This is a genomic window from Pseudomonas sp. C1C7 (assembly GCF_013359595.1).
Taxonomy (GTDB): domain Bacteria; phylum Pseudomonadota; class Gammaproteobacteria; order Pseudomonadales; family Pseudomonadaceae; genus Aquipseudomonas.
Genome location: NZ_JABFMP010000003.1, coordinates 106,009 through 124,836, shown reverse-complemented (window position 1 = coordinate 124,836; position 18,828 = coordinate 106,009). Strand labels below are relative to the sequence as shown.

Sequence of the window (18,828 nt, the reverse complement as noted above, 5' to 3'; positions counted from 1 at the left end):
TTTGCACGAAGGAACTAAGATTATGCAATGTCCAGTTTGCAAAGATATCGCGCTGGTAATGACTGAGCGCCAAAGTATTGAAATTGACTACTGCCCTCAGTGCCGTGGCGTTTGGCTCGATCGAGGTGAACTCGACAAGATCATTGAACGCAGTCAACAACAGGAGTCCGTTCGTTTTCTTCCACAGAACTCACCAATTCAGAGGCAAGATGGAGCACCAGCAGGTCAACCAGCGTATGCCCAACCTGCGTACAGTCAGCATAGCGAGCAGCCAGCGCATCATGGTGGCGGCTGGAGGGATGGCCATCAAAAGACTCATCAGAGTGGCCATCACAACCAAGGCGGGCATCACGGGCAGCAGACGCATCATAAAAAATCGTTTTTGCGAGAGATGTTTGACTAATAGATCTGCTTTCTCTCTCAGCGGCCCGGAGCCGACCCAACGCAATAAGATGGACTCCTCCTCACTTTAACGTCTTGAGTGCCAGATTGAAGGTGCAAATCTCAGTCAACAGTGAGAAGGAGTCCATACATGAAACTTATGCGTGCTGGAGTCTATCTTGCCAAAAACGTGTTCCGAATTCACTGCGCGAATTTTCGCGAGCAGCCAACCGAGCGACATCGTTTGCCTTATGAATACTGGCTGCAAACAGTGCTGAAAGATTAAACCCATTTGCGAACGGGGTATGGAAAGCGGTAGCGGTGCACCCAATAGGGCGCGGCAGCTGAATGAGCGAAGGTAAGTATGCCGCCCTATTTTTCAAGATTTAACTAGCACTCGACGTTGCGTAAGCGACGATTTCACCCTATGTGAGGAACTGTTTGTGGGTATGAAAAGCGCTGTATTTTTTATTCTTTCTACGGCATTAGTTGCTCCTGTTATGGCGAGAGCCGATGATTTACCGGTATATGGCTGGGTGGAGGAAGTAAATATTTACCCCGAAGGTGTTCCAGTAAAGGCGAAGCTGGATACCGGCGCCCTAACTTCATCAATGGATGCAAGAAATATAGAATATTTTGAAAAAGACTCACAAAGATGGGTGCGCTTTGATGTTTTTGTAAAAAACAGTGATACCGGGCAGGAGTCTGAGCAGGAGTTCGAAAGAGTATTACTTAGGAAGGTAAAAGTGCGAGGGGCTGGGGGAGCTGACTCTCGCCCAGTAGTACAAATGCAGATATGCATTGGGAACCAACTGTTGAATGAAGAGTTTTCTCTTAGAAATAGGAAAAATATGATTTACCCGGTATTAGTAGGCAGGAAGTCGTTGAAACATGTCGGACCCGTCGATGTGAGCAAAAAATATACACGTGAACCCGAGTGCAACGTTTAGTCAAAGCCATACCATCTGTTAGCTATGGAAAGCATCAGCACCAACAGCCCAATCGCGATGATTGGGCATCTTCGTGATGCTTTGCAGGTTGTGCGTTGAGACTTTTCCTTTCGTGTTTGAAGGTACTTCAGACCGGCATCCTGAAGGCGGTTTTCAGTTTTTAGGGAACACCAGCCTGAACACTGTTATCTCGCCGGGTTGGCTTTCAACCTGCGCATCACCTTGGTGTAGGCTCATGATCGAGCGCACGATGGCCAGACCCAACCCGGTGCTGCCTTGGGATCGGGTACGGCTGCTATCGACCCGGTAGAACCGGTCGAACAGATGCGGCAAGTGTTGTGCCTCTATACCTGCGCCAGGATTGTTGACGCACAGTGAAACCTGGCTCGCGCCGCTCTCGATGACCAACGAAATGGTGTTCTGGGGTGGGCAGTGGCGCAGGGCATTGGATAGTAGGTTTGAGATCGCTCGCTGAATCATCAAACGGTCGCCAGACACCCGTGCGCTGCCGACCACCCTCAGGTTGATCTGCTTGTCTTGCGCCTGCAGAGAAAACAGCTCGGCCACTCTTTGCGCCTCTGTTTCAAGATTGACCCATTCGAAAGGCGCGTGCGCTGTCGATTGGCTGGACTGCGCCAAGAAAAGCATGTCGGAAACAATCCGGGCGACGCGTTCCAATTCTTCGACGCATGACACCAGAACGTTTTTGTACTCCTCGCTTGAGCGCTCCCGGGACAGTGTCACTTGAGCCTTGCCCATCAGGTTGTTGATCGGCGTGCGGAGTTCATGGGCCAAGTCGTCGGAGAATTGCGACAGTTGCTGTACGCCGTCGTCGAGGCGAAGCAGCATGAAGTTGATGCCCTGGGCCAGTTCGCTAAGTTCTTGGGGCATATTCACTACTGACAGCCGATGATTGAGATCCTGCGTGGTCACTCTTGCCGCGACTTTGCGAAACTCTCGCAACGGTATCAGGCCCCGCTGCACAGCAGCCCAAGCAGTGAGACCGATGAAGATCAACAGCAACGGCAAGGCAATCAGGGTCGAACGCAGATAGGCGCTGAGCAAAGCTTGATCGTGGGCGTTGTCGACCGATAACAGCACCGGCACGAGGGTACCGTCCTTGACGCGGATCAGCTTCGAGGCGGTGAGAAAACTGGTGCCGTCGCCATCGGTACTGCTGGAGTAGGTCAGTTGCTCGGTGGTACCCCGCACGGCTTTCAGTTCCGGGCGCGGATCGACCATACCTGAGCCGGACTTAAGCAGTGGTGCACGAAGATTGTTCTGGTCATAAATGCTCAGTGTCAGGTTGTCATGTCCCATGACCTGATCGAGCAGGATATGCGGTTTGCCGCTGATTTCAGCGACATTGCCGTACAGCGCCAGGCTATGCTCCACCTGCTCCATTTTCTTTTCCAGATTGTCTCTGGATAGCGCGTTCAACTGATGGGTCAGGGCGAAATAAGCCAGCACCGCCAGAAACACCACCAGTAATGCCCCGAGAATACTGACGGTCAAACCAAGGCGCAGAGAAAGACTGGCCGGCTTCATTTCCGGGACTCCAGTACGTAGCCGACACCACGAAGGGTGTGGATCAGCTTGCTCTCAAACGGGTCATCGATCTTCGCCCGTAGACGGCGGATCGAGACTTCGACCACGTTGGTATCGCAGTCGAAGTTCATGTCCCACACCAGCGAAATGATCTGGGTCCGGGTCAGCACTTCGCCGGACTGGCGCATTAGCAGATGCAGCAGGGCAAATTCCTTGGTGGTCAGGTCGATGCGCTGCTCGCCACGGAAGGCCCGGTGGCGGCCCGGGTCGAGTTCAAGGTCGGCAACCTTGAGCACTTGCGGCACTGGAATGTTTTCACTGCGACGCATCAGGGTGCGCACGCGTGCCAACAATTCCGGGAATTCGAATGGCTTGACCAGATAGTCATCGGCTCCCATGTCCAGCCCGCGGACTTTGTCCGCCAAGCGCCCGCGCGCGGTGAGCATCATGACCCGTGTGGAGTGAGTGTGACGCAACTGTTCCAGCACGCCCCAGCCGTCCAGTTCCGGCAGGTTGACGTCGAGAATGATCAAGGCGTAGACCTGATGCCGGGCTAGATGCAGCCCATCGGCGCCAGTTGTCGCGCGGTCAACAATATAACCACTTTCAGTCAATCCCTGATGTAAATACTCGGCAGCTTTAAGCTCGTCCTCGACGACAAGGATTCGCATGGTCAATCACCACTTTTATTTAAAGGTTAAGTAATTAAGGAAGTCGTGAAAGTTTTTATTTTTGTAGGGTCTTCCGAATGTTATTCAATAACGGGTCAATAAATTTTCTGTTATTTCATCGCGCAGGCCCCTTACTCATGGCGAGCAAGGTAAAGGCTGTAGTGGCTACAGAGTCAACTGAATACCGTTGAACGGACGCTCTAAATCAACCTTCTGCGACAGGCTGTCGCAGAGTCAAGCTCGCTCAACTTTTCCTCTCACGGGTACGGAAACAGGGCAAGTGCTGTTCGGCGGATAAGTATTAGGTATTTGTTTCTTGATATTGCGGTGCAGGTTCGTGCATTTCGAATGCTAGAGCAAAATAACTTGCCGTAACAGTGGATAACGTATTTGTAATGTTCCAGTCACCTTGTCGATAAGTTCAAAAACATAACGTGGCAGTATCGAAATTCTCTATTTTAAGGAAGTGTTCAATTGCCCGGTCCAAGAGAACTGACGGCGCGATTACGCCTGAAAAACGCGCTGCGAATTGCAGGTATCACCGGCCTTTTTTTAATAGCCAGTCCTGGTTTTGCGGTTGCTTCATCAACGACGCTGACCCTCGATCAGGCCCTGCAAACTGCGCTCGCGGCAAACCCCGATCTCGCGGCAGCGCAGTGGGACATCGGTATTGCCGAAGGTGACCGAAAACAGGCTGGTTTGATCCCCAACCCATCGGTGTCCTTGGAGGCGGAAGATACCCGGCGTGACTCGCGCACTACGACGGTGCTGCTTAGTCAGCCAATAGAACTGGGTGGCAAGCGCGGCGCGCGCATCGAAGTCGCCAGCCGCGCACAGGATGCTGCCGGGATCGAACTGGAGCGCAAGCGCAATGCCTTGCGTGCCGACGTGGTCCAGGCGTTTTCCAGCGCTCAAATTGCGCAGCAACGGTTGGAGTTGTCTCGGCAGTCGCTGCAACTCGCCGAGCAGGGGGTACGCGTAGCCCAGGGGCGTATACAGGCCGGCAAGTCCTCACCAGTCGAAGGTACGCGGGCGCAGGTGCAATTGTCCGAGGTACGACTTGAACAGAGCCGTGCCGAGCGCGACCAAACCAATGCGTATCAGCAACTGGCTCAAGTCATGGGAACGCCTTTGTCGACCTCGGTAGATGTTCAGGCTGCACAACAATCCACGCTTGCCGTGCCGTCGAACCGTCTGCTTGAGCGCCTGAGTGAAACCGCCGATCTGCGCTTGGCCAAATTGCAGATCGATCAACGCGAGGCTTCTTTAGGACTCGAGAAGGCGCAACGAATTCCTGACCTGACCGTGAGCGTCGGCAGCCAGTACGACGCAACCGAGCGCGAACGGGTCAACGTAGTCGGGCTGTCGATGCCGATTCCATTATTCAACCGCAATCAGGGCAACGTACTGGCAGCCGCTCGACGCGCAGATCAGGCACGAGATCTGCGAAATGCCACCGAGCTGCGTTTGCGCACGGAAACCCAGACTGCCCTAGAGCAGTGGCAGACGGCGAATGGTGAAGTAAAGGCGTTCCACCAGACCATCCTGCCCTCTGCCCAGAGCGCGGTCGACAGCGCCACCCGAGGATTTGAGATGGGTAAGTTTGGCTTCCTCGATGTACTCGATGCCCAACGCACCCTGATCAGCGCCCGTACCCAATACATCCAGGCGGTTGCAGAGGCGACAGACGCGCGGGTGCGGATTGAGCGCATTTTCGGTGATCTCAATGCGTTCGCCGTCCACCCTTGATTTTCAATTTTCACAGTACTGCGCGGTGGTCTGGCGCAGAGGAGTTTCCATGAACAAGAAACTGATCGTTGTCGCCTTGGCGACGCTGGCGTTGGGTATTGGCATCGGTTCGATTCGTACAGGTAATTCGCCCATCGAGGCGCATGCCGATGAAGCGGCGGAGCATGCCGAGCATGCTGAACACGCTGAAAATGGTGCCGCAGTTGAGGGTGAACACGCTGAAGGTGAAGAGGGACATCTGACCCTCAGCACCGAACAGATTACTGCGGCGGGCATTCAATTGATCGAAGCCGGTGCGCAGAGTATCAGTCTCGGCTTGCCATTCCCCGGTGAAGTGCGTTTCGACGAAGACCGCACGGCCCACGTGGTGCCTCGTGTTCCCGGCGTGGTCGAGTCGGTATCGGTGAATCTCGGGCAATCGGTAAAAAAGGGTCAACTGTTGGCGGTGATCTCCAGTCAGCAGATTTCCGATCAACGCAGTGAACAAGCGGCTGCGCAACGGCGTCTGGCTCTGGCACGAACCACCTACGAGCGCGAGAAGCGGTTGTGGGAGGACAAGATTTCCGCTGAACAAGATTTCCTCCAGGCTCGGCAGGCGCTGGAAGAAGCTGAAATAGCCCTGAACAACGCTCAACAGAAAATCAGCGTACTCAGCGGCAGTATGGTCGCCACCGGCGGCAATCGCTATGAGTTGCGCGCGCCGTTTGACGGGGTGGTGGTGGAAAAACACCTGACACCGGGAGAAGTGGTCGACGAGACCAGCAATGCGTTCATTCTCTCGGATCTTTCCCGGGTATGGGTGACATTCGGTGTTTCGCCCAAGGATTTGACCAAGGTGCAGGTAGGCAAACCCGTGACTGTCAGTGCCCCGGAACTGAACGCCGAGGTCGTCGGCAACGTGGCATATGTAGGCAGTTTGCTGGGTGAGCAGACGCGTACAGCCACTGTGCGTGTGACTCTGGAGAACCCGCAAGGCGCATGGCGTCCGGGACTTTTCGTCAACGCACTTGTTGCCACCGATAGCCGTGAGGCCAGAGTCGCCGTACCGGAAATCGCGATTCAGACGGTCGAGGACAAACCCACTGTATTCGTGCGCACCAACGGCGGCTTCAAGGCGCAAGCGGTGGAGCTGGGCAGTCGAGCGGATGGGCAGGTGGAAATCACTAAGGGGCTGGATTCAGGGGTACAGGTCGCGGCTGCCGGCAGCTACGTTCTTAAATCTGAACTGGGAAAAGCCTCGGCTGAGCACTCTCATTGAAAACGCTCACTAACAAAACCCACCGATCTGCCCCCTCGACGAGAAGGTTCTCATGTTCGAACGCTTGATCCAGTTTGCCATCGAGCAGCGCATCATTGTGCTGCTCGCCGTTCTACTCATGGCAGGCCTCGGTATCGCCAGTTATCAGAAACTGCCGATCGACGCCGTGCCCGATATCACCAACGTCCAGGTGCAAATCAATACCGGTGCCGCTGGATTCTCCCCGCTGGAAACGGAGCAGCGCATCACCTTCCCAATTGAAACTGCCATGGCCGGTCTGCCGGCTCTTGAACAGACCCGTTCGCTCTCGCGTTCTGGGCTATCGCAGGTCACGGTGATTTTCAAGGACGGCACTGATCTGTTCTTCGCGCGGCAATTGGTTAATGAGCGCCTGCAGACCGCCAAAGAGCAATTGCCTGAGGGCGCGGAAGCAGTGATGGGGCCAATTTCGACTGGTCTTGGGGAGATTTTCCTTTGGACCGTCGAGGCGAAGGAAGGCGCGGTCAAGGATGACGGCACCCCTTATACGCCGACTGACCTGCGGGTGATCCAGGACTGGATCATCAAGCCGCAGCTGCGCAACGTTCCCGGCGTGGCTGAGATCAACACCATCGGTGGATTCGCCAAGGAGTATCAGATTGCACCCGATCCAAAACGGCTGGCAGCGTACAAACTCACTCTCACCGATCTGATCACTGCGCTAGAGCGCAACAATGCCAACGTCGGCGCCGGCTACATTGAACACATCGGCCAGCAGCTGCTGATCCGTGCGCCTGGGCAAGTGGCGAGCACAGAGGACATCGCCAACATCGTCATGGCTAACGTCGATGGCACACCGATTCGGGTAAAAAATGTTGCCACGGTAGAAATCGGTCGTGAGCTGCGCAGCGGGGCTGCGACTGAAAACGGTCGCGAAGTGGTACTCGGCACCGTATTCATGCTGATCGGCGAAAATAGCCGCACTGTCTCCCAGGCAGTTGCTAGCAAGCTTGAGCAGATCAACCGCTCGCTACCAACCGGCGTTGTCGCGGTGCCGGTTTATGACCGTACGCACCTGGTCGACAAAGCCATTGCCACCGTGAAGAAGAACCTGGTTGAAGGCGCGATTCTGGTGATCGCGATCTTGTTCCTGTTCCTGGGTAACATCCGCGCGGCATTGATCACGGCCATGGTGATTCCGCTGTCGATGCTGTTCACCTTCACCGGCATGTTTAGCAACAAGGTCAGCGCCAACCTGATGAGTCTCGGCGCTCTCGACTTCGGCATTATTGTCGACGGTGCGGTGGTAATCGTTGAAAACACTCTGCGACGGCTGGCCCATGCGCAGCAGCATCACGGACGATTGCTGACCCGGTCCGAGCGCTTCCATGAAGTGTTTGCGGCAGCCAAGGAAGCGCGGCGACCACTGATTTTCGGTCAGTTGATCATCATGGTCGTATACCTGCCGATCTTTGCCCTCACCGGTGTCGAAGGAAAAATGTTCCACCCGATGGCATTCACTGTGGTGATCGCGCTGATTGGCGCAATGCTGTTGTCGGTGACCTTCGTGCCAGCGGCCATCGCCCTATTTGTCACCGGCAAAGTCAAGGAAGAAGAAGGCGTGGTCATGCGCGGTGCGCGTCGGTTTTATGCACCGGCGTTGGCTTGGGTGATGTCCAATCGCGCCGTAGCAGTGGGAATGGCCCTAGGTGTGATTGTACTCAGTGGCGTGGTGACCAGCCGCATGGGCAGCGAGTTCGTACCGAGCCTCAGCGAGGGCGATTTTGCCCTGCAAGCCTTGCGCGTACCGGGCACAAGTCTTACGCAATCGGTGGACATGCAGCAACGTCTGGAAACCTTAATTCTCAGCAAAGTGCCGGAAGTACAGCGGGTATTCGGTCGTACCGGCACCGCCGAAATTGCGTCTGACCCGATGCCACCGAACATCTCCGACAGTTACGTGATGCTCAAGCCGAAAGATCAATGGCCGGACCCTAGCAAGTCCCGCGAAACCCTGATGGCCGAACTGCAACAGGCTGCCGCGACGTTGCCAGGCAGCAACTATGAACTGTCGCAACCGATCCAGCTGCGGTTCAACGAACTGATCTCCGGTGTGCGCAGTGATGTGGCGGTCAAGGTATTCGGTGATGACATGGGCGTGCTCAATGCCACGGCGGCGAAGATTGCTACCGCTATGCAAAAGGTCAACGGCGCGTCTGAGGTAAAGGTCGAACAAACCACCGGACTGCCGGTGCTGACCATCAACATTGATCGCGACAAGGCTGCGCGTTACGGGCTTAACGTTGGTGATGTGCAGGACACCATTGCGGTCGCAGTGGGTGGGCGTCAGGCAGGGACGATGTATGAGGGGGACCGGCGTTTCGACATGGTTGTACGTTTGTCCGATGCCATGCGCAAAGACATCGAAGGTCTGTCGACTCTGTTAATTCCGGTCCCGGCACCGCTGAATGGCGCTGCAAATCAGATCGCTTTCATCGCCCTGGGAGAAGTCGCCAGTCTCGATCTGGTGCTGGGACCAAACCAGGTCAGTCGCGAGAATGGCAAGCGTCTGGTGATCGTAAGTGCCAACGTACGTGGACGTGATATCGGTTCGTTCGTTGCTGAGGCGGCTAAGGTCATTGAGCGCGATGTCCAGGTTCCTGCGGGTTACTGGACCAGTTGGGGCGGACAGTTCGAGCAACTTCAATCGGCCGCCAAGCGTTTGCAGATCGTGGTTCCGGTGGCGTTGTTGCTGGTGTTCGGCTTGCTGTTCATGATGTTCAATAATATGAAAGATGGATTGCTGGTGTTCACCGGGATTCCATTTGCCTTGACTGGCGGCGTCATGGCGCTGTGGCTTCGCGATATTCCACTGTCGATCTCGGCGGGCGTGGGGTTCATTGCGCTGTCAGGGGTGGCGGTGCTCAACGGACTGGTGATGATCGCGTTCATCCGCAACCTGCGAGAGGAAGGACGTTCCCTCTCCGACGCCATCAGCGAGGGCGCCCTAACGCGGCTGCGTCCGGTGCTGATGACCGCACTTGTGGCGTCCCTAGGCTTCATCCCCATGGCCTTGGCGACTGGCACCGGAGCGGAAGTGCAGCGTCCGCTGGCGACAGTGGTGATTGGCGGGATTCTGTCGTCAACCATCCTCACCTTGTTGATCCTGCCTGCGCTGTATCAGTTGGCGCATCGGCGCGATGAAGAGGTCGTCCCAGTTAAATAGAACTACCTCTTGTGGGAGCGAGCCTGCTCGCGATGACGATGAGTCAGTCAGCATTGATGCCAACGGACCGTTGATATCGCGAGCAGGCTTGCTCCCACAGTTCATTGGCCCTAACTCAATTCAGCTACCACGACATAACGGATATGTAATTTTCACGCCACCGTGGCGATAGGTTCGGATTGTTACCCTGACCTCGTCAATCAAATGAGGGCTGTAAATATGAAACTTACACAATTGAGCATCTTTGCAACGGCGTTGGTTATGTCGTCCATGGTGTTGGCTGAAGGCGGCGGCGACAGGACTTTCGAGAAAATGATGGCGGCTAAAGAGCGCTCGATGGAACTGTATGTTGCCAAAGAGAAGACGCATGATCCCGTTGTTGTAAATGACAAGAAAGACGACAACGCCAAAGACATGTAAGCGCGTCGCACTTGAATAAGCCTGCCATCAATCACCGATGCCGGGCTTTTTTTTTGAGCCGATTTTCTTAAGGAAATGGATATGAAATTTATCAAGTCGATGACGTTCATCGCGGTCATGGCCCTGTCCCTGAATGCGCTCGCTGAGGGCGGGGGTGACAAAACGTTCGAGAGGGCAGTCAGCGCAAACACCAAAGCTATGGAGCAATATGCTGTCAGCCAGGGTAAACCGGCGCCAGTGATGAAGGACTATGAATACGGGATGAAGCTGGATGTGGCGAAAGTAGTGAGCATCGTACGGCCGCAAGCTTCCTGCGCCGCAGTTCCTACGGTGATGACCTATGAGGACTCCCAGGGACAACTCAACACCATCAAATACACAGTGGGAGGCGAATGCCGCAGAAACCATCGCTGAGCCTGTATCGCCCCTGTAGGAGCTGTCGAGTGCAACGAGGCTGCGATCTTTTGATTTTTAAAGACAAGATCACAAGAATGCAGACTCTTCGCACTCCAGAACTCCAGTAATTGCACCCTGCGCAAATAAAAAGGGCGCCCCGAAGGACGCCAAAAGATTCACCTCTTACCAAAGGAGCAAGGAGCTTCTAAAGGTGAATTTGTATCAACCGCGAAGTCAGAGAATCGCCAACGGATACTCGATGATCACCCGAACCTCATCCAGATCCGATTCAAACGCCGTAGCGCGGGTAGTGGCCTGGCGCAACCGCAGCGACATGTCTTTCAGCGAACCTGTCTGCACGACATATTTGACTTCAATGTCCCGCTCCCAGCGCTTCTGATCAGTCAGAGGATTGCCGTCCGCATCACGGCGCATGTACGTGGCGTTGGCGTTGGAGTAGTCAGCATCGGTGCCGCGGGCGTAACGGGTCATGAACGACAGGCCCGGGACTCCGTAGCTGTCCATGTCGAGGTCATAGCGCACCATCCACGAACGTTCCTTCGGTGAGTTGAAGTCGCTGTACTGGATGGAGTTGTCGACGAAGATCGAGTCGGACTGGCGCAGGTAATCGAAGTCGTCGTTGCCGTTGTTGCGCTGGTGCGACAAGGCCACGGAGTGCGCGCCGAGTTTCACCCCGACCCGGCCGCTCCAGATGTTGTTGTCGAACTTGCCGAGCAGCTGCTTGCCTTCGTCGACCGCCTTGTAATAGTTCAGATCACCAAACAGTGACAGATCATCCGAGATTGGATACGTCCACGCGTTGCCGGCGTAGTACTGATTCCAGGCATCTTTCAGGCGGCTGGAATACAGGCTGAAACTGAGGTTCTTGTTCAGCGAATAGTCGCCACCGAAATATGCGATCCACGGCGAGTTGACTGGGCCGGCATAGAAGGTCGCGAAGTTCTCGCGCATATCGCTGGACACCGGTTGGCTCATCGCATGCAGCCGGCCGCCTTGGACCGACAGGCCTTCGATACTGGTGTTGGTGGCCGTCACACCGCGGAAGCTTTCCGGCAGTAATCGGGAGTCGCCCGCCGCCACCACCGGAGTGGCGGGGAATACATCGCCAACCTTGACCACGGTATCGAAGGCCCGCACTTTGGCTGCGCCACCGACCTTGGTGTATTCGTCCCGCGCTTCACCATCACCATTGACTGGCAGTACATCAAATGAGCTTTGACCACCGTTGCGACCGTCACCTGTGTCGAGCTTCAAACCGATCATCGCAAACGCATCGACTCCGACCCCAACGGTGCCTTGAGTAAAGCCGGATTCGAACTTGCCAATAACGCCCTGAGCCCAGGCTTCGGAGTAACCATTTCCAGTGGGGCTGGATTGGCCTTTACGGTAATCACGATTGAAGTAGAAGTTTCGGTTTAGCACCGACAGGCTGCTGCCCTCGATAAAGCCCTCTGCCTTATCTTCTGCAAACACCATGGATGGGCCGGAGCCGACAACCACTGCTAAAGCGGCTATCGACATTTTTGAATTGTTAAGCATCAATCACTCCTTGGTTTCGGCAGAACTGGAACCTGCGTCGGCGTGGGTTTTATTGTTCGGCGGACAAAAGCCCGCCGGCATGGTCGCCGCGTGACATCGTTGCAAGCTGCAGATAACGCCAAGGTGATTGTGGGATTACAATTTCGTCAGGTGGATGGAACCCATTACTTATGAGTTCTGGTCAGGGGGCAGGTTTTATGATCATTTCTGTTAGGTACTTTGACGTAACTGGAGGAGTGCAGGTTTACCGCACAGGTCTTGAGGGGAAGCTGGTGGCACAGGGCGTCTATTGTGTGGCCCGCCATGAATAGTGGATGGTTGGTCCAGTTTCTGCCTATGAAGGTCGAACCAGCCATCCACGCCATTGTTACTTCAGGGGCTTGATCGACACGATGGTGGCTCCCATGCCTTCGGCACGAAATTCAAACGCTACTTGATCCCCAGCCTTCAGGCCTGCCAGTTGTTTGGTTGTTGCGTTGAATGCCATGGTCATGGCGGGCCACTGCACAGCCGGAACGGCGCCATGGGCGATAGTCACAGTATGTTTCGTGGTATCGATGGCCTTGATCGTGCCCTCGGCTTTGGCCACGGGAGCCTGCTGGGTCTCCTGTGCCATCTGCATGCCCTTCATGGGCATAGCGTCCATCTTCATACCCGGCATGTCTTCTGCTTGAGCAGAAAGGGACAGTGCGACAACGGTGCTTGCAACGGCGATCAGGGTCAGTTTCATACGACTTTTCCTTGAGTGGTGGTGGGCACAACGGGAAGGTGCCGGCGGCGCATCAAACGGTAGGCTGCCGGGATGACAAAGAGGGAGAGCAAGGGGGCGGTGACCATTCCCCCGACCATGGGCGCGGCAATGCGGCTCATTACTTCGCTGCCAGCGCCGCTCCCCAAAAGAATGGGTAACAGGCCGGCAATGATGACGGCTACGGTCATGGCCTTGGGTCGAACGCGCTGCACAGCACCCTCACGAATCGCCAAGATCAGGCCACGCTCAGTGCTGTCACCGAGGTCTTCGCGTTCGGCCCAGGCGTTCTTCAGATAGAGCAGCATGATCACGCCAAACTCGGCGGAAACACCGGCCAAGGCGATAAAGCCGACCCCGGTGGCGACCGACAGATTGAATCCCAACAGATAGAGAAACCAAGCCCCGCCCGTGAGAGCGAATGGCAGTGTGGCCATGATCAGCAAGGCTTCATCGAAGCGGGCGAATGTCAGGTAGAGCAACACGAAGATAATCAACAGCGTGGCAGGCACCACCAGTTTGAGTCGTGCGTTGGCCCGTTCCAGAAATTCGAACTGCCCGGAGTAGCTCAGGCTCATGCCGGGTTGCAATTTGACCTGCTCATTGACGACCCGACGTAGATCAGCGACCACCGAGGCAATGTCCCGCCCACGCACATCGATGTACACCCAGCCCGAGGGCCGAGCATTCTCGCTCTTTAGCATCGGCGGACCGTCCGTGACCTTGACCTTCGCCACTGTACCGAGGGTGATCTGGCTGCCCAGAGGGGTATAGATCGGCAATTGCTCCAAGGTGCCGAGTGTGTCACGCCACTCCCGTGGATAACGTACGTTGATCGGGAAACGTGCGAGCCCTTCAATGGTCTCACCCACGTTTTCACCGCCGATGGAACCGGCCACGATGGACTGCACATCGGCGATATTCAGTCCGTAGCGAGCGGCGACTTTGCGGTCGATATCCACATCGATATAGCGGCCACCGGTGAGTCGTTCGGCCAGCGCCGAACTGACGCCGGGTACGCCCTTGGCCACACGCTCGACTGCCTGAGTAGCGGCATCGATTTCCGTTAGGTTGGCGCCGGCAACTTTCACGCCGATGGGACTCTTGATCCCGGTGGCCAACATGTCGATACGGTTTCGAATCGGCGGTATCCAGATATTCGTCAGCCCAGGGACTCGTACCACTCGATCCAGTTCTTCCACCAACTTTTCCTGGGTCATGCCTGGACGCCATTGCTCGTGCGGCTTGAACTGGATCGTGGTTTCGAACATTTCCAGCGGTGCCGGGTCGGTGGCGGTTTCGGCGCGGCCAGCCTTTCCAAAGACATGCTCGACTTCAGGGACGGTTTTGATCAGGCGGTCGGTCTGCTGCAACAGCTGAGCGGCCTTCTGTGCTGACAACCCAGGCAGCGCCGAAGGCATGTAGAGCAGATCGCCTTCGTCCAGCGGCGGAAGGAACTCACCACCCAACCGGGACATCGGCCATAGCGCGCTGAGAAACACCAGAACCGCGATCAGCATGGTGATTTTTGGCCGACGCAGCACCGCATCTAGAGCCGGTTGATAGATCCTGATCAACCAACGGTTCAGCGGGTTCCGTTCCTCATTGGGAATCCGCCCGCGAATCCAGTAGCCCATCAGCACCGGTACCAGCGTCACCGACAGTCCAGCTGCCGCCGCCATGGCGTAGGTTTTGGTGAAGGCCAGGGGACCGAACAAACGACCCTCCTGAGCCTCCAGGGTGAACACCGGAATGAACGACAGGGTGATGATCAAAAGGCAGAAGAACAACGCCGGCCCGACTTCGGCCGCCGCCTCGGTCATCACGTGCCAGTGATGTTCGCCCTTCAGTTCTTCCCCTGGATGGGCTTTGTGCCAGGCCTCAACTTTCTTGTGGGCGTTCTCGATCATCACCACGGCGGCATCGACCATGGCGCCGATGGCGATGGCTATTCCGCCCAAAGACATAATGTTGGCGTTGATGCCTTGGTAGCGCATGACGATGAAGGCAATAAGCACCCCCACCGGCAGCGAGATGATCGCCACCAGAGAGGAGCGCAAATGCCAGAGAAAGATTCCGCAGACCAGCGCGACGACGATGAACTCTTCGACGAGCTTGTGGCTGAGGTTTTCCACGGCGCGGTCAATCAGCTTGCTGCGGTCGTAGGTAGTGACTATTTCCACGCCGGCCGGCAAACTGCTTTTCAGCTCGTCGAGTTTGGTTTTGACCGCTGCAATGGTCTCGCGAGCATTCTTGCCGCTGCGTAAAATCACTACGCCACCGACGGTCTCACCTTCGCCGTCGAGTTCGGTGATGCCGCGTCGCATTTCCGGTCCCAACTGAATCGTGGCGACATCGCCAAGGGTTACCGGCACACCGCCCGAACCCAGTTTGAGCGGGATCGACCGGAAGTCATTGAGCGTTTTCAGGTAGCCGGAAGCGCGCACGATGAATTCGGTCTCGGCCATCTCCAGCACCGCGCCACCGGTTTCCTGATTGGCCTTGCCGATAGCTTCAGTCACCTCGGCCTGAGTGATTCCCAGGTTTGCCAGTTTTATTGGATCAAGCTGCACTTGGTACTGCTTGACCATACCCCCCACGGAAGCCACCTCCGCAACGTTGGGCAGGGTCTTGAGTTCGAACTTGAGGAACCAGTCCTGTAATGCACGAAGCTGTCCCAAATCATGTCCACCGGTGCGATCCACCAATGCGTACTGATAGATCCAGCCCACTCCAGTCGCATCCGGCCCCAACGCTGGCTTGGCGCTGGCTGGCAGCCGGCTTTGTATCTGGCTCAAGTATTCCAACACCCGCGAACGGGCCCAATACAAGTCGGTGCCGTCTTCGAACAGTACGTAAACGAAACTGTCGCCAAAGAAGGAATAACCACGCACCGTCTTCGCCCCCGGTACTGAGAGCATGGTGGTGGCCAACGGATAGGTCACCTGGTTCTCGACAATCTGCGGCGCCTGTCCCGCATAAGGGGTGCGGATGATCACCTGAACATCAGAGAGATCTGGCAGCGCATCGATGGGCGTGCTTTGCACCGACCAGATACCCCAAGCCGTGACAAACAGCGTCGCCAGCAGCACGAGAAACCGGTTGGCGACTGACCAACGAATCAGGGCAGCGATCATGGCTGGCTCCCTGATTTATCCAGACGCTCAACACGCAACCCGTCATCGGTCTGGCTCACCGCAATCCGAACCTTATCGCCAGTTTTGAGACCCTGCATCAGCGCCGGACTGGCGAGTGGGAAGGTCATCGTCATGCCAGGCATCCCCAGCGTCTTGAAGGGACCATGAGCAAGCGTGACTTCTTTATCGCTGATCTCGACGATCTGCCCATCCGCTTCATGAAAGCTGAAAGGTGCCGTGTCGGGTGCTGACACTTCCTCTGAGCGGGCAACAATGCCCTTAAGACTGGCCTCGGAATCGAGCAGGAACTGGCCAGAGGTAACTACCTTCTGTCCTTCTTCCAGACCTTTCGATATCGCCGTCTTGCCATCGCTTTCCTGCCCGAGTTGCACTTCAACAGGGCGGTAGCGGCCGGCGTCTTCGGCGAGCATCACCAATGCACGTCGGCCCGTGCGAATCACCGCCTCGCTTGGCACCCACAACACACTTTGCCCGGTCGAGCGGTTCAGGCGCACCTGTGCGGTCATACCCGGTCTGAGGCGCCCGTCCGGATTGGGCAGCTCGACACGTACGCGAAGCGTGCGGCTGTCCGGATTGGTCTCGGGCAAAATCGCGCTGACCTTGCCACTGAGCGTCGTCCCTGGGAAGGCTGGCAAACGCGCTTCGACTGGCTGTCCCAGGGTAATCGAGCCGGCGTCCGATTCTGGTACGGCGACGGCGAGCCAGACACTACTCAGGCCATTGACGCGTGCCAGGGTGTCGCCAGTCGCCACGGTCATACCTGCGCGTACGTTCAACTCTTGCAGCACGCCGGCAATCGGGCTGGTCAGCGTCAGGTACGGCTGAACCTTTCCACCACGCTCAACTTGAGCAATCAATGCTGGCGGCATCCCTGTGAGTCGCAGTCGTTGTCGGGCCGCAGCCAGCAAGTCAGCATCCCCGTTGCGCCTCAGTGCAAGAAACTCTGTCTGGGCTGCGGCCCACTCAGGCACCAGGATATCCGCCAACGCCGCGTTTGCTTTGAGCACATCGCCGGGAGCATGGTCATAGACCCGCTCCACAAAGCCAGTGGTCCGTGCCTGAATCACAGCGACATCACGCTCATTGAACGTCACGGCACCTGTTACATCGAGGCTGGAGTCAAAGTTGCCACGGGTGACAGTCGCCAATCGCAGACCGAGATTCTGGGTCAGACTTGGATCGATACTGACGCTCGCCCTATCCCCTGCTCCACTGGCGTACTGGGGGACCAGTTGCATGTCCATGAAGGGAGACTTGCCCGGCTTGTCGAACTTTTGCTGCGGGTACATGGGGTCGTACCAATACAGGGCCTTGCGTTCGTCCGGTGAATTACGGCTCTGATCTGGCGCGGTAGCGGGGACTGCGCTCAAGCGCTGGTCAGCGAACCAGTAACCGCCGGCAACGCCCAATGCCAACGAGATGCCCGCCAGCAATGCCCCATTCCATTTTTTAAGGCTCATTGACTGGACTCCCCATAAGCAAAATACAGACGCGCACGGGTCAGCGCTCGCTGCTCTTCCACGTCGATCTGTTTGAGAAGGGCTTCGATGAGTTCACGTCGGGCGGCAACAACGGCGTTTAAATCGCCTTTGCCGGAGCGGTAACTGGCCATGCTGAGATCGACCTTTTCCTTGGCCAGCGGCAACAGGCTTTCCTGGTTGCGGCGCACAGCACGATTCAGGCGCTCATAGTCAGCCAGTTCGCTTTCCAGTTGCTGGGTGTGCTCGCGTGACAGGGCTTCGCGCTCGGCCTCAAGCTGGCTGAGTTCAGCCTGCTTGGCTGCGATCCTGGGGTTTTGGCGCGAGTCAGGAAACAGCGGCAAATCCCAGGAAAACTGCACACTGACCATGTCGCCAAACTCTCGGCCGCGACGCTGGTAATCCAATTCCCAGCTCCAGTCCGACTGCTTCTCCGCTACCGCTTCATTAACTTTCGCTTGCGCTTCGCGGGTCATCGGCGCAAACGCGGCCAACTCGGGATGGTGTTGCAGTTTATGCGAGTAGCTTGAGGTATCGACGGGCCACTCCGGCAAGCTGCCCACAGGCTTGTCGTTGGCGGCGGAGCCAATCCAGCGTTTGAGGGCCGCTCGTGCCTGTGCTCTTTGGAGAATCAGATCGTCCTGTTGCTCCGCCAGTTGAGCCGCTTCTTGCTTGGGGGTCACCGCATCGGCGGGTTGAGCACGACCACCGGCAATCTGGGCCCGGACGGCATCGCTCAGCAGACGGTTTTCTTTGTAGAAGTCCTGGAACAGCGCATCTTTGCGCTCAACCGAATAGCTGCTGATCCAGGCCAATGCCGTGGACTGGCGTACCTTTAGACGCTCGACTCGACGCTCCGCGGCGGCGCGATCCACGGCTGCATCGGCGACCTCAATCCGCGCTTTGCGCTTGTCGCTGTTGGGCATCTCTTGCCGGACTCCGACCATTTGCATGGTCATGAAGTCCTGGTCGATGCTCCAGCGATCCGGCCCGCCAACGGGGTAGTTCTGCACCCCCAGCAATAGCTTGGGATCAGGTAGTTCCCCGGCGGGAATGGCCGCACTGCTGGCAGCCTGAATTTTGGCGTCTTGTGCCGTCAGCGACGGCGCATTGTTTTCGGCCAGCCGCAACGCTTCATCGAGTGTCAATGCGGCAGCTAGGCTCGGCAATGCCAGCACGCTTGCCACCAGACCGGCCACGAGGGACCAACCTGTGCAATAGCACTTGGAGTTCATGTTTATGATTCCTGTGATCATCCACTGCACGCGTCAAAAGACATGCGCGCAGCTAGTCCATCCCGCTAATG

At 56.6% G+C, this 18,828-nt stretch carries 15 protein-coding genes; 8 read left to right on the top strand and 7 right to left on the bottom strand.

What is annotated here, in order from left to right:
- Positions 1 to 22 precede the first annotated feature (22 nt).
- The 3 genes from HNO86_RS03605 (at position 23) to HNO86_RS03600 (ending at position 1,331) form a co-directional block, all read left to right on the top strand.
- Positions 23 to 403, top strand: a complete 381-nt coding sequence (locus HNO86_RS03605; RefSeq protein ID WP_175375661.1) for a zf-TFIIB domain-containing protein — start codon at positions 23 to 25, stop codon at positions 401 to 403.
- 129 nt (positions 404 to 532) lie between these two features.
- Positions 533 to 667 carry a hypothetical protein gene (locus tag HNO86_RS30165; RefSeq protein WP_256672540.1) on the top strand — a complete coding sequence of 45 codons (135 nt, stop codon included), beginning with the start codon at positions 533 to 535 and terminating at the stop codon, positions 665 to 667.
- Between the two features lie 163 nt (positions 668 to 830).
- Positions 831 to 1,331, top strand: coding sequence for an ATP-dependent zinc protease (locus HNO86_RS03600; protein WP_175375834.1), 501 nt, complete (start codon positions 831 to 833; stop codon positions 1,329 to 1,331).
- Between the two features lie 153 nt (positions 1,332 to 1,484).
- Here the strand turns inward: HNO86_RS03600 and HNO86_RS03595 are convergent, their stop codons facing one another.
- Positions 1,485 to 2,879, bottom strand: coding sequence for a heavy metal sensor histidine kinase (locus HNO86_RS03595; protein WP_175375660.1), 1,395 nt, complete (start codon positions 2,877 to 2,879; stop codon positions 1,485 to 1,487).
- Positions 2,876 to 3,550, bottom strand: a complete 675-nt coding sequence (locus HNO86_RS03590; protein WP_175375659.1) for a heavy metal response regulator transcription factor — start codon at positions 3,548 to 3,550, stop codon at positions 2,876 to 2,878. The genes HNO86_RS03595 and HNO86_RS03590 overlap by 4 nt, the downstream gene beginning before the upstream one ends.
- 528 nt (positions 3,551 to 4,078) lie before the next feature.
- On the opposite strand from HNO86_RS03590, the gene HNO86_RS03585 reads away from it, so the two are divergent.
- The 5 genes from HNO86_RS03585 to HNO86_RS03565 all read left to right on the top strand — a co-directional run bounded on the left by HNO86_RS03585 (position 4,079) and on the right by HNO86_RS03565 (position 10,596).
- Positions 4,079 to 5,299 (top strand): TolC family protein, encoded by a 1,221-nt coding sequence (locus HNO86_RS03585; protein WP_372242510.1) that lies wholly within the window; start codon positions 4,079 to 4,081, stop codon positions 5,297 to 5,299.
- A gap of 49 nt (positions 5,300 to 5,348) precedes the next feature.
- Positions 5,349 to 6,557, top strand: a complete 1,209-nt coding sequence (locus HNO86_RS03580) for an efflux RND transporter periplasmic adaptor subunit (RefSeq protein WP_175375657.1) — start codon at positions 5,349 to 5,351, stop codon at positions 6,555 to 6,557.
- 52 nt (positions 6,558 to 6,609) lie between these two features.
- Complete coding sequence (locus tag HNO86_RS03575; protein WP_175375656.1) at positions 6,610 to 9,762, top strand: efflux RND transporter permease subunit; 3,153 nt, start codon at positions 6,610 to 6,612, stop codon at positions 9,760 to 9,762.
- A 219-nt stretch (positions 9,763 to 9,981) separates the two neighbouring features.
- A complete protein-coding gene (locus HNO86_RS03570) occupies positions 9,982 to 10,182 on the top strand; it encodes a co-regulatory protein PtrA N-terminal domain-containing protein (RefSeq protein ID WP_175375655.1) in 201 nt (66 codons plus the stop codon).
- 81 nt (positions 10,183 to 10,263) lie between these two features.
- Entirely contained in the window at positions 10,264 to 10,596 is a 333-nt protein-coding gene (locus tag HNO86_RS03565; protein ID WP_175375654.1) for a DUF2790 domain-containing protein, read from the top strand.
- A 216-nt stretch (positions 10,597 to 10,812) separates the two neighbouring features.
- Here HNO86_RS03565 and HNO86_RS03560 read toward each other — a convergent pair whose 3' ends face one another.
- The 5 genes from HNO86_RS03560 to HNO86_RS03540 form a co-directional block, all read right to left on the bottom strand.
- Complete coding sequence (locus HNO86_RS03560) at positions 10,813 to 12,138, bottom strand: OprD family porin (RefSeq protein WP_175375653.1); 1,326 nt, start codon at positions 12,136 to 12,138, stop codon at positions 10,813 to 10,815.
- Between the two features lie 367 nt (positions 12,139 to 12,505).
- The gene (locus HNO86_RS03555) at positions 12,506 to 12,868 is read right to left on the bottom strand and encodes a copper-binding protein (RefSeq protein WP_175375652.1); all 363 of its coding nucleotides are present in this window, start codon (positions 12,866 to 12,868) and stop codon (positions 12,506 to 12,508) included.
- Positions 12,865 to 16,023 carry an efflux RND transporter permease subunit gene (locus tag HNO86_RS03550; RefSeq protein WP_175375651.1) on the bottom strand — a complete coding sequence of 1,053 codons (3,159 nt, stop codon included), beginning with the start codon at positions 16,021 to 16,023 and terminating at the stop codon, positions 12,865 to 12,867. The genes HNO86_RS03555 and HNO86_RS03550 overlap by 4 nt, the downstream gene beginning before the upstream one ends.
- Positions 16,020 to 17,504 carry an efflux RND transporter periplasmic adaptor subunit gene (locus HNO86_RS03545; protein WP_175375650.1) on the bottom strand — a complete coding sequence of 495 codons (1,485 nt, stop codon included), beginning with the start codon at positions 17,502 to 17,504 and terminating at the stop codon, positions 16,020 to 16,022. Before HNO86_RS03545 ends, HNO86_RS03550 begins: the two co-directional genes overlap by 4 nt.
- Positions 17,501 to 18,757, bottom strand: a complete 1,257-nt coding sequence (locus HNO86_RS03540) for a TolC family protein (RefSeq protein ID WP_175375649.1) — start codon at positions 18,755 to 18,757, stop codon at positions 17,501 to 17,503. Before HNO86_RS03540 ends, HNO86_RS03545 begins: the two co-directional genes overlap by 4 nt.
- Between the last annotated feature and the right edge of the window lie 71 nt (positions 18,758 to 18,828).